A 13,921-nucleotide genomic window follows, 5' to 3' on the forward strand; every position below is an offset into this window, starting at 1 on the left:
CGCCCCGCGCACGATGCCTAAGAGACCGCCGCCCGGCGGCCCACGGTCTGTGCTCTCGGGAGGACCTGCCATGACCGCCAGTCTGGAGCAGCTGCGCCGCTGCCACTTCGCCGTCGACCTGGGGGCGGCGAGGACGCGGGTGTACGTGAGGGGGGCCGGGCTGGTCGTCGACCAGCCGTCCGCCGCCGCCGTGAACACCCGCACCGGCGCGCTGATCGCGGTCGGCGAGTTCGCGGAGAGGATGACGGGCCGCACCCCGAGCTACATCCGGGTCGTGCGGCCCGTCTCCGGCGGGACGGTCGTCGACATCGAGATGGCACAGCGCATGCTGCGGCACCTGCTCGGCGACAAGATGCGCCGCAACCTGCGCCGCAAGCCCCGGCTGCGCGCCGCCGCCTGCACCCCGCACGACGCCGACCCGCTGGCCCAGCGCGCCGCGATCGAGACGCTGGTCGGGCTCGGTGCCCGCCGGGTGGAGCTGGTCGACACGCTGATCGCCGCCGCCGTCGGCTGCGGACTGCCCGTGGAGCAGCCCGAGGCCACCATGATCATGGTGTGCGGGGCCGCCGCGACCCAGGTCGCCGTCCTCTCCCTCGGGTCCATCGTCACCGCCGAGCGCATCCCCGTCGGCGGCGAGGCCGTGGACCACGCGATCGTGCAGCACCTGCGCCACGAGCACGAGCTGATGCTGCCGAGCCAGTCCGTGCGCCCGCTGCAACTGGCCCTGTCCGGCAACGGCCTCACCCCGCACGGCCCGGCGTCCACCGAGATCCACGGCCGGGACGTCGCCACCGGCCTCGCCCGTTCCGTGCAGGTCGACACCGCCGCCGTCCGCGGCGCGATCGAGACCCCGCTGACCGCCGTGCTGGACGGCATCGGCAGGGTGCTGCGCGACTGCCCGCCCGACCTGGTGGCCGACCTCGCCGACCGCGGGATCATGATGGTCGGCGGCAGCGCCCTGCTCCCCGGCTTCGACCAGATGCTGCGGCAGGCCACCGGAATGCCGGTGCACATCGCCGAACGGCCCGACGTGTGCGCCGTACAGGGCCTCGGCTACATGCTGGAGGGCCAGATCGAGCCCCTCGTCCTGGACCCGCTGGCCACCTGAGCCGCGAGCGGTATCACGCCGCTACGACGCGGCCGACCGGCACGAACGGCACGACGAGCGGCCCCACCGGTGACGAGCGCGCGACCCGCCCCCTACGACGAGCGGCCCACCGGCACGAACGAGCGGCCCGACTTCCTACGACGAGCGCCCCCACCCGCACGAGCGGGGAACGGCCCGTCAGACGGCGAACCAGCAGCGTACGGTCGTCCCGTCCTCACCGGTGTGCACCCGGACCAGGTCCGCCACGAGGTTGACCATCAGCAGCCCCCGGCCGCCGCGCTGATCGCGGGGCGCGGGGCGGCGGCCGGCCAGCGGATCCACCAGCCGGCCCTTGTCACGCACCTCGCACACCACGTTCCCGTCCTGGGCCCACACCCGCAGCGCGCCCGAACCACCGCCGTGCACCACGCTGTTGGTGGTCAGCTCGGCCGTGACGATCGCCAGGTCCTGGAGCCGGACGCCGGTCAGGCCGAACTCCGCGGCCAGGTCGGTGGCGACGTGCCGGGCGTGCGAGAGGGAGTCCGTGTCGAAGACGAAGGAGGGCACGTCCGGCACCAGCGGCAGCGGCTCGTTGTAGCGGGCGACCACGTCGTCGGGGTCGTAGGCCCCGCTGGGCGCCTGAGGGCCGGTGCCGGCCTGGATGACGGTGGGGTGGGTGGCGTACGCGTCGGTGATGACCTGCCGCGGCAGGCGCCGGGTGTCGTAGGGACACAGGATGCTGACCGTGCGGCCGGTGAAGGCGGCGTTGATCAGCGCCTCGTGCTGGACACAGGCGGGGTACTCGGTGTCGCTGCGGCCCGCCCAGATCGGCTCGCCGATGATTCGCACCCGCCGGCCGGGCGGCTGGGCGTCGGCGAAGGCACGCAGCACGCCGGGGATGATCCGGCCGGGGTTGCGTCCGGCCTCCCGCATGTCCAGGAGGCGTACGGCGTCGGCGTCGGCACCGAGTCCGTCCCGGATCAGGGCGAGGTTGTCCCCGGGCACCGCGACGGCCACGGGGTCGCCCGCCTCCAGACCGGCCCGTACGAAGGACAGGGTGCCCGCGAGGTACTCCGGCTCGTCGGCGTAGAACAGTGCCGGGTGGACGAAGGGGTCGAGGGGTCCGGCGGTGCCGGAGGACCCGACGGGCTGGAAGCGTTCGGTCGAGGTACTCATGAGATCGACACCTCGATCGACGAGAGATCAGGCCAGAACATGTCCAGCACACGTCGCAGGCCCGGCGGCGGCTGGTGCAGCACCATACGCCGGCCGTCCCCCAGTCGCTGGGCGGCGGTGGCCAGCGCACCGGCGCCCGCGACATCGACGAACGTCACGGCTGACAGTTCCAGGTAGTACACATCCCCGTCCTCGCGTACGGCTTGATCCAGCGCACGCCGCCAGACCTCGTGCGTCGTCAGGCCGACCTCTCCCGCGACACGCAGCCCGCTCCGCTCCCCCAGCGGGGACACCGTCAGCTCCGGTGCCGCGCCGACGGATCCGGACGCCGCCTGATACCGGATACCCACTGTCTCCCCCCGCTCCCGGACGGGATCGCTCATACCCGCCACCCTCTCCGACATTCCCACAGGTGGTGTGTAGTCCTCCGCACGGCGGGCAGGCGCACGGTCAGCACCGCCGGTCCCATTGAACCAGTCCGGCGGCGACGGGGCGGCCTAGGTCAACGTCGTGAAGACTGTCGGGGAACCAACGAGGCGGGGACATGACCTCAGCGGCACACACACCACTTGCGGGGCGACTCAGGGCACTGGTCATCGAAAGTCACGTGGCAGCGGACCGCGCGGTGCTGGTCCCGCGCGGAGAACTGGTCCGCGGCTGCGCGGACCTCCTGGCCGGGAAACTCGCCGAACTGCCGTCCGAGGTCCGCCTGGTGGAGGTGGACATGACCGAGGTGGTCTTCATGGACACCGCGGGGCTGCAGTTCCTGGAGACGCTCGACGACCACCGCCGCCGGCACGGCCTGGCGGTGGCGACCGTGAACTGGAACGGTCAGCCGCGCCGCATCCTGGAACTCGCCGGCCTGGACGCCACCGACCCCCTGCACACCGCCCCGGACCGGCGACCGTACCCGTCGGAGTCGTCGGCGGTGGCGCTGGAGCGCGCGGAGCAACTGCGCGTGCTCCGGGAGGAGGTGGAGCAGCTCCGCCAGGCGATCGCCTCCCGACCGGTGATCGACCAGGCCCGCGGCATCCTCATGGCCACCCAGGGCTGCACCTCCGACGAGGCGTGGGCGATCCTCCGGCATGCCTCCCAGCTCTCCAACACCAAGCTCCGCACGGTCGCCGCGGCGGTCACCGCCAGCACCGGGAGCGACGGTTCGCCGCCCCCGGAGGCGGTCCGCACGGCCCTGCGGACGGCGATGGCCGAGCACCGACGCTGAGACAAGGACGCTGAAACATGGCCCGCCTTCCGGTGCGGCGACGGCGGCACCGGCACGGCGGGCCGGTCTCAGTACGGGAGCAGCCTCCCCGAAGGGGTCCTGCGGTCGATCGTCACATCGCGCGGAGCGGCGGGCCTACGGCTGACGCGCACCCGGGTCTGACGGTTCATGACACCCTCCTCAGGCCTTGGGCCGGTACGAGATGTGCCACCCCGCACCCGATGCGACCGGCCGGACCCGCCCCCTGCTCGCTCGGGGCGGGTCCTGGCCGGCTGCGCTTCGTGTTCGATCCCATTGCCCCCGCCATACCCTCCGGAACCGGCGCTGACTCCTGTTCGACGGTGGCACTCCGACGGCCGACGCGATCGAGTACGGCGCCACCGCCGTTCCCGACGGCGGTCGACCGCCCCGGGGACCGGCCGATGTCACGTGCGGGAAACCTTGACGCGCGGTTTGCCTGATGCCACGATTCCGGCGCCGCGATGTTTACGTAAACACCGGTCACTCGATTTCGGCCATGTTTACGTGAACACCGCTGTATGACCGGTGACTCGCTCCCCCTGCGCACCCGCCCCCCGCGCCGAGCCGCCACCTCCTGAAAGGGCAAGCCGATGCGCAAGACCCCCACCAGAACCCGCCTCACCCCGCGACTGCGGGCCGCCTTCGTGGCCGTCGCGATCGCCGCGGTCAGCGGCGCCACCCTCACCGCGAGCCCCGCCTCCGCCGCCGCGCCGAAGCTGGACCCGACCCAGTTCAGGGGCGTCAACTGGGCCGACCCGCGGGACAACTTCGCCGACGACCCCGTCGTTCTGTCGGGCCTGTCGCTCTCGGACACCTACGCCCAGACCTACACCAAGTCGAGCCGCATCATCTCGGCGTTCCGCGCGAACCTCGGCGCCAACACCGTACGGCTGCCCATCAACCCGTACACGGTCAACGGCCCGGCCTGGAAGTCCTACCGCGCGGTCATCGACGCCGCCTCGGACAAGGGCTTCAAGGTCATCCTGTCCTACTGGGAGGGCACGGGCCCCCGCAAGGACGGCTTCATCGACGACGAGGCCGCCTACTGGCCCATGTGGAAGACCGTCGTCAAGGCCTACCAGAACGACAGGCGCGTCTACTTCGAGCCGATGAACGAGCCGCACGCGTACACCGACACCGAGTGGGCCGACATCGCCGCGAAGTGGCTGGCGACCTACCCGTCGGTCCCGCGCGACCGGGTCTTCGTCAGCGGCGCCGGCTACAACGACCACGTCACCTCGGTCTGCGCCGACCCGCGCCTGAAGGGCACCTACCTGTCGCTGCACCACTACGGCTTCTGGAAGGAGTACGCCACCTACGACCAGTGGGTGGCCGACCTCAAGGTGCGCATCGGCGACTGCGCGAACCGGACCGTCGCGGACGAGTTCGGCGCCCACATGACCACCGGCTTCGACTACAACAAGCCGGCTCCCGACAACAACTTCGTCAACTACATGCAGGCCGTCACCGACACCTTCCGCGAGCTGAAGATGGGCTCCGTGTACTGGCCCGGCCTGCGCACCGGCGACACCTACTCGCTCCAGACGCTGGTCGGCGACCCCGCCCGCCCCTGGCTGGCCACCACCAACCAGTCCGGCGCCGACCGTCTCGCCTGGGGCTGGGGCCGCGGCAAGCCGGTCCAGCGCTGAGGGACCGCGACACACGGCACACGGCACACGGCACAGGCCACGGGAGGGGCTCCGCATCCGGTACTCGGAGGCGGAGCCCCTCCCGCGCGGTCGCCGCACCGCGTGTCCGCCGCACCGGCATGGCCGGCACGGCGTCCACGTGCCTAGACGACGCAGAACTCGTTGCCCTCGGGATCCCGCATGAGCGCGGAGCAGTGCTCCGAGTCCGGCTCGTCCGTGATCCTCACGACGGTCGCGCCGGCCTTCGTGAGGCGTTCGACCGTGGCGGTCACCCGCTCCCTGCGGGCGGCCGGCGGGACGCCGCGCCCTCCACCGACCTTGAGGTCGAAGTGCAGCCGGTTCTTCGTGGTCTTGGGCTCGGGAACGTGCTGGAACCACATCCTCGGCCCCTTCCCCTTCGGGTCGACGATCGACTCCGGGGTGTCCCCCATGTCCTCCAGTTCCTCCTCGGGCACTCCCATGTCCGCCCAGTACTCGCGCCATGTGGACCGGCCGCCCGGCGGAGGTTCCGGTATGTACCCCAGTGCGCCGGCCCAGAAGGGCACCAGTCTCTCCGGGTTCGTACAGTCGATGGTCAACTGCCACGTCGTATCCATGCCCAGAGGGTTCCAGACAGCTCTGACATCCGGTGCCCACGCCCGTCCGCGCGCGAATGACGGGATACCGGACGAGACGCCTCTTTGCGGATCCGGCCTCCGGCCGAGGTGAGCGGTGTCCGATGATGGGCGGGCCATGACCACGCCCAGCACCCCCCGTACGCCCCGTACGCCGTCGCACCGCGCGCCGCTCCCTGTTCTGCGGGCGGCCGTGTTCGCGATCGTCGGGACGGTGCTCGGGGTGAGCGCGCACCATCTGGTCGCCGAGGGGCCCGCGCCGTGGCGGCAGACCGCGCCGGCCGCGCTGGTGCTCTTCGGCGTCGGCCTCGTCGGCACCCGACGCCCCCGCTCCCTGGCCACGGTCCTGGTGACGTGCGGGGCGGCGCAGGCGGGACTGCACCTGTGGCTGGCGGTCGCGCACCCGGCCGGCACGCCGGCGTCCCCGGCCGTGCCGTGGCCACCGGGCGCCGGCCACCCGCACCACCCCGCCGGCGCCCACCATGCCTGGCACGGCCACCCGCACGACTCGCCGGTCATGACGGCGGTGCACGCCGTGGCGGCCGTACTCGTCGCCGTGCTGCTGCACCGCGCGGACACCGTCTGCTGGTCACTGGCGTCCGGTCTGACGACGGCGGCCGGCCTGGTCCGCGCCAGGACGGCCACGGTCCGGGCGCTGCTCGCCGGCCGCCCGGCCCGCACGGATCCGGGGCTGCCGGGGCTCGCCCTCGGACGACTGGAGCGGCCGCCGGCGGAGACGGTGCTCGCGGACGTGGTGGTACGGAGGGGTCCGCCCCGGGCGGGATTCGCACTCGCCGGCTGACCCTGTCCGGGCGGTCGCTCCGCGGAGCGCCGCCGCACGCTCCCCCACGCCTGGAGACACCCGTGTTCCACACCCTCAGCACGCACCGCGCCGCGCGCCGGCTGGCCCTCGCCGCGACCGCGACCACCGCGCTCGTCCTCGTCACCGCCGGGCCGGCCGCCACCCACACGGATGTCGAGGCGGACAACGCCCAGGCCCTGGCCGAGAACGTCGAGGTCTCCTTCCACGCCGAGTCGGAGTCGGACACCGCCGGGATCACGCAGCTCCGTGTGGTCCTGCCCGAGGGCATCGCCCCCGCCGACGTGACCTACGGCGAGGGCCCCAAGGGCTGGAAGTTCACCGCGGGCGACGACGGTTACACCGTCAAGGGCCCGGCCCTGCGGACCGGGGTGAGCGCCGAGTACTCGATCGTCGTCAAGCAGCTCCCCGACGCGAGGGAACTGGCCTTCAAGACGCTCCAGACCTACGCCGACGGGCGTACCGACCGCTGGATCGAGCTGGACGAGAACGGCGAGAATCCCGCGCCCGTGCTCGAGCTGAAGCCCGCCGCGCCCGGCGCGAAGCCGGTCGACCCGTCCCCCAGTGAGCCGGCGAGCCCCGCCGCCTCCCCGACCCCGACCCCCACTCCGACCGCACCGGAGACGGCCGCCTCGGCCTCCCCGCAGGCGGCCGATGCCCAGAAGGACGACGAGGGCGGGCTGTCGGCGGGCGTGTGGGCCGGGCTGGTCGCGGCGGTCGTCGTCGCGGCCGTGGCCGTGGTCCTCGTCGTGCGCCGCAGGGGCAGCGCCCAGCACTGACCGGGCGCGCCGCCAGGCCCTCGCACCCCGGACGGTCCGGGTGCGGGGGCCCGGCGTGTCAGTCGTGCGGAGCCTTGCCGCTCACCCGGTGGTCCGCGTGGCTGAGCGCCTCCAGGACCAGGCGCCGCAGGTGGCCGTCGCGGAGGCGGTAGTGGATGTGCCGGCCCTCGCGGCGGGTGTCGACGAGCCCGGCGAGCCGCAGCTTGGCCAGGTGCTGGCTGACCGCCGTGCGCGACGCGTCGCACCGCTCGGCCAGCGATCCGACGTCCGACTCGCCCTGCGCGAGCAGCCACAGCAGATGCAGCCGGGTGGCGTCGGAGAGCATCGCGAACACTCCGGTCGCCTCGGCCAGCCGCGCGCTGTCCGGGGTGCGCAGATGCGCATGGGCCGCAGGTGAGGCGGAGTGGCTTTCAGGCATGGGGCCAGCCTAGAGCCACCGGGAAACGGGGCGCGGGGCGCGGGCGGGCGGCCGCGACCGCCGACCTCCACCCGTCATGTGCGCAGGTGCGCACATGACGGGTAGACTGGCCTGCCGGGACCGCCCGGACCGTCCTGCCCAGGGAGCCGCCCGCATGCTCTCCGTCCTGCGCGACCGCACCTACCGGCACCTCTTCGCCGCCCAGGTCATCGCCCTCGTCGGCACCGGACTGGCCACCGTGGCGCTCGGGCTGCTGGCCTACGACATCGCGGGCGCCCGGGCCGGTTCGGTGCTCGGCACCGCGCTCGCGATCAAGATGGTGGCGTACGTCGCGATCGCCCCGGCCGTCGGAGCGGTCGCCGACCGGATCCCGCGCAGGGCGCTCATGGTGTCGGCCGACCTCGTACGCGCGGCGGTCGCGCTGCTGTTGCCCTTCGTGGACCAGGTCTGGCAGGTCTACGTGCTGGTCTTCCTGCTCCAGTCCGCGTCGGCCGCGTTCACGCCGACCTTCCAGGCGGTCATCCCCGACGTGCTGCCCGAAGAGCGCGACTACACACGGGCGTTGTCCATGTCCCGGCTCGCGTACGACCTGGAGAGCCTGTTCTCCCCCGCGCTGGCGGCGGTCCTGCTGTCCGTGATCACCTACAACTGGCTGTTCACCGGCACCGTGGTGGGCTTCCTCGCGTCGGCGGCACTCGTGGTCTCCGCGGTCCTCCCCCGGCCCGTGTCCGCCGCCGGACCGCCCGCGGGCGGCGCCCGCGGCAGGGCCACGGCGGGCGCCCGCCTCTTCCTCGCCGTCCCGCGACTGCGTGCCCTGCTGGCTCTCAACCTCGTGGTCGCGGCCGCGAGCGCGATGGTGACCGTCAACTCCGTCGTCTACGTCCGCGAGGTGCTCGGGCGCTCGACGGGTGCCGTGCCGGTCGCCCTCGGCGCGTACGGGGCGGGCTCGATGGCCGTGGCCCTCACCCTGCCGCGCGTCCTGGACCGGGTCCCGGACCGGACGGTGATGCTGCGCGGCGCCCTGCTGCTCGCCGGCGTCTTCGCCGGACTCGGCGCCGTCACCGCCGGGGAGGGCGGAAGCTGGCGCTGGCCCGCGCTGCTGGCGGTGTGGGCCGTCTTCGGTGCCGCGTGCTCGATGGTGCTCACGCCGACCGGCCGGCTCATCCGGCGTTCGGTGCCGGCCGGGAGCCGTACGACGGCGTTCGCGGCGCAGTTCTCGCTCTCGCACGGTTGCTGGCTGCTGACGTATCCCCTGGCGGGGTGGCTGGGCGCGCGGGCCGGGCTGCAGGCGGCCGTGCTCGCGCTGGGCGTGATCGCGCTGGCCGCGTCCCTGCTGGCGGTGCGCCTGTGGCCGCCCGGTCCGCCCGCCACGCCCACGGAACCGGCGCCCGTCGAGCACGAGCACACCGGCCTCCACGCCGGCCATCCCCACCTCACCGATGCCGCACGGGTGGCCGGCGGCTGGCGGCACACCCACGCCTGCGCACCCGACCGGCTGCACCCCCACGCCCCGACACGCGCATGACGCGCTCCTGAACACCGCGCGGTGAGCGTGGTGACCGCGGTGAGCGCTGTACGTCAGCAGCCGGCAGCCTGTGTCGGTGGGCCGGCCGGCGTCGGACCCAGGCCGGGAGGGCCGGCCGTCCTACCGCTTCTCGTACGGATTCCCCGGCTGCTCCACCTGCCGGACGGACGTGCCCTCGAGCACGGGCGGCCACGCCTCGTCCGTACCGAGCGTGCCCTCGGGGATCCAGGTGCCGGTGACCGTCACCCAGGAGTCGGCGGCCGGGGCGCCGACGCCCCGGATCTCGGCCTTGTTGGGGCGCGCGTCCGCAGCGCAGCAGGAGATGAGGAGCCGGGTCAGGTACCAGGTGTCTCCGCTCCCGGTGACGAAGCCGGTCATCCGGATCGTGCGGCCCGTCATCGTCCGGCCGCTGTCGTACATGGCGCGGGAGGTGAACTGGCCGAGCGTGAGGTCGACCGGCTCGCCCCGCGGAAGCGGTGGGAACGCGCCGACGCCCCGCGCCGCGTACGTCGCCGCCTCCCGTTCCGCGCTGTACGAGCCCAGGGCGGGCGGCGGGAAGAACAGCAGGGCGAGGGCGGGCACGGTCAACAGCCAGGCGACGCGCGGGCCGTGGCCGTGATCGTGGCTGTGGCCGCCGCCCCGGTCCTCGTGCTCGTCCTCTTCGTCCTCCTCTTCCTCACCCTCGCCCCGGTCCCCTTCCTCGTCCTCGTCGCGGTCCTGGTCGTCGTGGGGCGGCCTGCCGTCGGCGACCGCCGCGAAGAGCCCCAGGAGGACCAGCAGCACGCCCGAGACGATCAGGAAGGGCCGCAATCCCTGCTGGACGTACCGCAGATACAGCTCGCTGAAGAGCGAGATCCGCAGTACGGCCCCGCCGCACAGGACCAGCACCGCCGCCGGACCGTACCGCCTCACAGCAGCCACCACCCCACGAGCACACTGCTCGCCACCGCCACCACCCACGTCGCGGCCGAGAACCGCACCGCGAACGCCTTCCCGAACGTCCCCGTCTGAAGCGCGATCAGCTTCAGGTCGACCACCGGCCCGACCACCATGAACGCCAGCCGGGCCGTCGGTGAGAAGCCGCTCAGCGAGGCGGCGACGAACGCGTCCGCCTCACTGCACACGCACAGCACCACCGCCAGGACGGCGAGCAGCAGCACCGACAGCCAGGCGGACCCGGTGAACACGTCGAGCACCGACCTCGGTACGACGATGTCGAAGGTCGCCGCGGCCGCCGCGCCCACCACCAAGAAGCCGCCCGCGTGCAGGAAGTCGTGCTGGAGCCCGGCCCGGAACGCACCCCAGCGGCCGCGGCCCGACGGCCCCCCGGACGCCGTACGGACCCGTCCGGGAAGCCACTCCTCCCGGCCGAACCGCACCCACAGCCAGCCCATGACGACCGCGGTGGTGAGCGAGGCCAGCAGCCGGGCCGCGACCATCGCCGGGTCGCCGGGGAAGGCGATGGACGTGGCGATCAGCACGACCGGGTTGATCGCGGGCGCGGAGAGCAGGAAGGCGAGGGCGGCGGCCGGGGCGACCCCACGCCGCATCAGACTGTCGGCAACCGGCACCGAGGCGCACTCACAGCCCGGCAGGACGACGCCGGCCGCACCGGCGACGGGCACGGCCAGCGCCGGACGGCGGGGCAGGACGCGGCTGAAGACCCGCTCCGGCACGAAGGCGCCGATCGCCGCCGACACGAGCGTGCCGAGCATCAGGAACGGCACGCCCTGGACGACCACCGCCGTGAACACCGTCCACCAGGCGGCCACCGGCGGGGTGTAGAGGTCCAGGGCGAGCAGCGGGCCGAGGACCGCGCCGACCGTGACGATGACGATCAGGGCGAGGCCGCCCAGCACCACGTGCACGAGAGTGCGGACGGCCGACACCGTCCCGTCGGCCGGTCCCCGCACCCGCTCGTGACTGCCCTGGCTCACCGTGCCCCTTGTTTCCCGCCTCGCCCGTCCGGTCCGCGCCACCGTAGCGCCCGCCGGAGGCCGGGGCGGCGGCAGGTGACGTCGACCCGTCGCGGAGCGGCGTCGGGCAGGTCCCGACGGCGGCGGCCGGGACGCGTCGAGCATCGCGGTCGTCTCGTCGCAGATCAGCCGGCGTGGGGCAGGACGAGCGCGCGGGCGAGGCCGGCGCGCTGGAGCCGGCCGTCGCTGACCTCGTGGGGGCGGCGGTGCAGCAGGTCAACCGTCAGGCCGACGGATCGGGCCAGTTCGAGGACCCGTTCGGCCGCTTCCGTACGGCGGCCCGTGGCGCGCAGCGGCTCGGCGATGAGGTCGGTGAGCCGCAGGCGGGGATCCGCGGAGAGCCTGGGCAGCTGGAAGACGACGCCGAAGGCGGTGCGCAGCGCGCTCGGGGCGACGTGCCGCCAGCGCCGTACGGGCCGGCCGTCGATCGACCACCAGGTCCCTGCTTCATCGCTCCGACGGGCTGGGAGCGGTGCACAGTGCCCAGATCACGAACCCGTTGATGACGATCAGGACGACGGCCCAGAACGGCGCGTAGGGGAGCCAGAGGAAGTTCGCCAGCATGGCCAGACCGGCCAGCGCCACGCCGACGACCCTGGCCCAGGTGGCGCCCCGGAACAGGGCCGCGCCGGCGAGAGTGATGACGACGCCCATGATCAGGTGGATCCAGCCCCATCCGGTGAGATCGAACTCGAACACGTAGTTGCGGGTGGCGACGAACACATCGTCATCGGCGATGGCGGCGATGCCCGCGAAGAGCGTCATCAGACCACCGAAGATCATCAGAACGCCCGCGAAGACCAGCCATCCGCTGCCGCCACCGGTCCTGGCCGGACTCCGCACCGCCGTACCAGAACGGCGCTCACCCACATGACTGGTCATCATCGGCTCCTCCGTGTCGTAGGACCCCGCGCCGCCACACGTTCGCGTTCCGCCGGGGCTGCTTCCAATCTCGTCCCGTCAGGCGCCCCGCGCACCTCGGGATCCTCGGACGGCAGCTCTCGACGCGCGACCCGCGCACCATCCGTGCAGGCCAGGGCGGGTGGAACTAGGCATGTGGCCGTTTTGCGTGCCGGTCCGCATGCCGGCCCGCGTATCGGTCCTGGCGTCTGCGCACGGTGAAGGCACACGCGAGCATGCCGAGACCCCAGGCGATGAGCAGGGCGCCCCACAGCGGCATGGTCACCTTCGGAACGAGCAGGCGGATCTCGACGTGCGCGCGGTTCTCGAAGATGAAGACCAGAGCGATCGCGGTGATCAGAACGAACGGAGTGAGGCGGCGGACACCGGGGCGGGAAAGGAACGGTGTGTGCGGCTGTGGGTCTGTGCCGGTTCGAGCCATGAGATGTCTCTCCCTCACGTGTCCCCTTCGTCCAGCGTCCTCTCCCAGCACGCGGCTCGCTACCGAAGGAGCCACCGGCCCGAGGCCGCGGCGGCTCACAGCGAAGGGTGGGGCAGGGCTCGCAGGCGGGCGGTGGCGGCGGTCCCCGACTCCGCCGCACGGCCGGAAAAGGCACCGGGCCGACATTGGGTGGCGCCGGCTCGGAGGGGTCTCGAACCTGCCCTCGGCGGATTCCCCGTCCAGCGCCCAGTCGGGGCTCGGCCGCGTGGTCCTGCGCCGTGCAGGAGTGTGTTGATGACGAGTGCGGCCGGCGCGTCGGGATCCTGTGCGGCCGGGTCCCGGTCCGCGCCGGGCCTGTCGAGGGCCTCGCTCAGGAGCGCGTAGTACACCTGCCGCGTCCAGTCCAGGTCCGCGTCCGGGGCGAGGATTCCCTCACTCCGCGCGCTGGTCAGGAGTTCGACGGTGTACCTGTCGATCTCGGCCCAGAGGGCGGCCGCGGTCTCGGTGTGGGCGGTGGCGTGACTGAGGGTGGAGCGCCAGGTGTTCTTGACCCGCAGGACGTTCGCGGTCACCCGGTACAGGGTCACGAGCGCGGGAGCGGAGTTGGGCCGCACCTCCCCGATGGCGTCGAGGAGCCGCTGCTTCGCGGAGACGGCGAGCGCCTCCAGCAGCGCCTGCCGGTTCGCGACTTCGCCGCTCGCACCCGCTTCCCGTACGCCGACGAAGTCGTCGTCGACCGGCCGCACCGCTACCTCGCAGCCACCGAGACCGACGCCCGCACGGACGTCCGCCCCGCCCGTCAGCGCGAGCGCGGCGAGGAGGCGAGCACGCGAGACAGCTCCAGTTCCAGGTCAGTTGTGACCCGCGTCCGGCGCCGCATCGGCGGCCGGACCGGCGCGGAGCACGGCCCTGTAGAGGGCGTCATGCCGGGGTGAGGCGGGCAGGGTGCCGCGGGCGGGGGCCTCGAAGGACTGGATGAACAGGGCGACAACGCGGCGCCGGGCGCCGGGGGCGGCGTCGCCGGTGGCGTTGACGACACCGGCGTTGGCCATGTGCAGCAGCACCAGGTCCGAGGACCGGTGGCGCCGCCCTCGCTGCTGGTCCGGTAGGCGGCTGGCCGCGCCAAGGACGTCCACCCGATGCCCACGCAACAGGCATATCGGACAAGGAATCGCCCCGGAGACACCGTCGGCCCGGACACGCCCGCGCAGCCTCGGCCCCTGGCATCGGGCCCTGGATCCTGGCATCGGCCCTGAGGGCAGCCGCCCAGACCGCGAGCGACACTCTCGATC

16 protein-coding genes and 1 pseudogene are annotated in these 13,921 nt (G+C 73.2%); 6 read left to right on the forward strand and 11 right to left on the reverse strand.

The features are described from left to right. The first annotated feature begins 70 nt into the window (after nt 1–70). The gene (locus QQS16_RS15185) at nt 71–1,108 is read left to right on the forward strand and encodes a rod shape-determining protein (RefSeq protein WP_286062210.1); all 1,038 of its coding nucleotides are present in this window, start codon (nt 71–73) and stop codon (nt 1,106–1,108) included. A 177-nt stretch (nt 1,109–1,285) separates the two neighbouring features. Here QQS16_RS15185 and QQS16_RS15190 read toward each other — a convergent pair whose 3' ends face one another. Then, on the reverse strand, nt 1,286–2,263 hold the full coding sequence (locus QQS16_RS15190) for an anti-sigma factor RsbA family regulatory protein (RefSeq protein ID WP_286062211.1): 978 nt from the start codon (nt 2,261–2,263) through the stop codon (nt 1,286–1,288). Further along, complete coding sequence (locus QQS16_RS15195) at nt 2,260–2,646, reverse strand: STAS domain-containing protein (protein ID WP_286062212.1); 387 nt, start codon at nt 2,644–2,646, stop codon at nt 2,260–2,262. Before QQS16_RS15195 ends, QQS16_RS15190 begins: the two co-directional genes overlap by 4 nt. A gap of 161 nt (nt 2,647–2,807) precedes the next feature. Between QQS16_RS15195 and QQS16_RS15200 the strand changes: the two genes are divergently transcribed. Both QQS16_RS15200 and QQS16_RS15205 read left to right on the forward strand, forming a co-directional pair. Continuing rightward, nucleotides 2,808–3,485: an ANTAR domain-containing response regulator gene (locus tag QQS16_RS15200; protein ID WP_286062213.1), complete on the forward strand. Its 678-nt coding sequence runs from the start codon at nt 2,808–2,810 to the stop codon at nt 3,483–3,485. 611 nt (nt 3,486–4,096) lie between these two features. After that, nucleotides 4,097–5,155: a glycoside hydrolase family 5 protein gene (locus tag QQS16_RS15205; RefSeq protein ID WP_286062214.1), complete on the forward strand. Its 1,059-nt coding sequence runs from the start codon at nt 4,097–4,099 to the stop codon at nt 5,153–5,155. Nucleotides 5,156–5,298: 143 nt separating this feature from the next. On the opposite strand, the gene QQS16_RS15210 is transcribed toward QQS16_RS15205, so the two are convergent. Continuing rightward, nucleotides 5,299–5,751 carry a VOC family protein gene (locus QQS16_RS15210; RefSeq protein WP_286062215.1) on the reverse strand — a complete coding sequence of 151 codons (453 nt, stop codon included), beginning with the start codon at nt 5,749–5,751 and terminating at the stop codon, nt 5,299–5,301. Nucleotides 5,752–5,887: 136 nt separating this feature from the next. Between QQS16_RS15210 and QQS16_RS15215 the strand changes: the two genes are divergently transcribed. Then, nucleotides 5,888–6,571, forward strand: coding sequence for a hypothetical protein (locus tag QQS16_RS15215; protein WP_286062216.1), 684 nt, complete (start codon nt 5,888–5,890; stop codon nt 6,569–6,571). 62 nt (nt 6,572–6,633) lie between these two features. After that, on the forward strand, nt 6,634–7,368 hold the full coding sequence (locus QQS16_RS15220) for a DUF1775 domain-containing protein (RefSeq protein WP_286062217.1): 735 nt from the start codon (nt 6,634–6,636) through the stop codon (nt 7,366–7,368). A 58-nt stretch (nt 7,369–7,426) separates the two neighbouring features. Here QQS16_RS15220 and QQS16_RS15225 read toward each other — a convergent pair whose 3' ends face one another. Beyond that, a complete protein-coding gene (locus QQS16_RS15225) occupies nt 7,427–7,786 on the reverse strand; it encodes an ArsR/SmtB family transcription factor (RefSeq protein ID WP_286062218.1) in 360 nt (119 codons plus the stop codon). Between the two features lie 154 nt (nt 7,787–7,940). On the opposite strand from QQS16_RS15225, the gene QQS16_RS15230 reads away from it, so the two are divergent. After that, nucleotides 7,941–9,311 carry an MFS transporter gene (locus tag QQS16_RS15230; RefSeq protein ID WP_286066331.1) on the forward strand — a complete coding sequence of 457 codons (1,371 nt, stop codon included), beginning with the start codon at nt 7,941–7,943 and terminating at the stop codon, nt 9,309–9,311. A gap of 120 nt (nt 9,312–9,431) precedes the next feature. On the opposite strand, the gene QQS16_RS15235 is transcribed toward QQS16_RS15230, so the two are convergent. From QQS16_RS15235 to QQS16_RS15265, 7 genes and pseudogenes are all read right to left on the reverse strand, one after another. Continuing rightward, complete coding sequence (locus QQS16_RS15235) at nt 9,432–10,223, reverse strand: TIGR03943 family putative permease subunit (RefSeq protein WP_286062219.1); 792 nt, start codon at nt 10,221–10,223, stop codon at nt 9,432–9,434. After that, nucleotides 10,220–11,248: a permease gene (locus tag QQS16_RS15240; protein ID WP_502963787.1), complete on the reverse strand. Its 1,029-nt coding sequence runs from the start codon at nt 11,246–11,248 to the stop codon at nt 10,220–10,222. The genes QQS16_RS15235 and QQS16_RS15240 overlap by 4 nt, the downstream gene beginning before the upstream one ends. Before the next feature lie 129 nt (nt 11,249–11,377). Then, nucleotides 11,378–11,718 (reverse strand): annotated as a pseudogene (locus QQS16_RS15245) (ATP-binding cassette domain-containing protein); the annotation flags it as partial. Between the two features lie 16 nt (nt 11,719–11,734). After that, nucleotides 11,735–12,169: a DUF7144 family membrane protein gene (locus tag QQS16_RS15250; protein ID WP_286062220.1), complete on the reverse strand. Its 435-nt coding sequence runs from the start codon at nt 12,167–12,169 to the stop codon at nt 11,735–11,737. A gap of 166 nt (nt 12,170–12,335) precedes the next feature. Next, nucleotides 12,336–12,629, reverse strand: coding sequence for a LapA family protein (locus tag QQS16_RS15255; protein ID WP_286062221.1), 294 nt, complete (start codon nt 12,627–12,629; stop codon nt 12,336–12,338). A gap of 95 nt (nt 12,630–12,724) precedes the next feature. Further along, nucleotides 12,725–13,375 (reverse strand): TetR/AcrR family transcriptional regulator, encoded by a 651-nt coding sequence (locus QQS16_RS15260; RefSeq protein ID WP_286066575.1) that lies wholly within the window; start codon nt 13,373–13,375, stop codon nt 12,725–12,727. Between the two features lie 105 nt (nt 13,376–13,480). Beyond that, nucleotides 13,481–13,780, reverse strand: coding sequence for a hypothetical protein (locus QQS16_RS15265; RefSeq protein ID WP_286066576.1), 300 nt, complete (start codon nt 13,778–13,780; stop codon nt 13,481–13,483). Nucleotides 13,781–13,921: the final 141 nt, after the last annotated feature.

It is taken from the genome of Streptomyces sp. ALI-76-A (genome assembly GCF_030287445.1).
GTDB lineage: Bacteria > Actinomycetota > Actinomycetes > Streptomycetales > Streptomycetaceae > Streptomyces.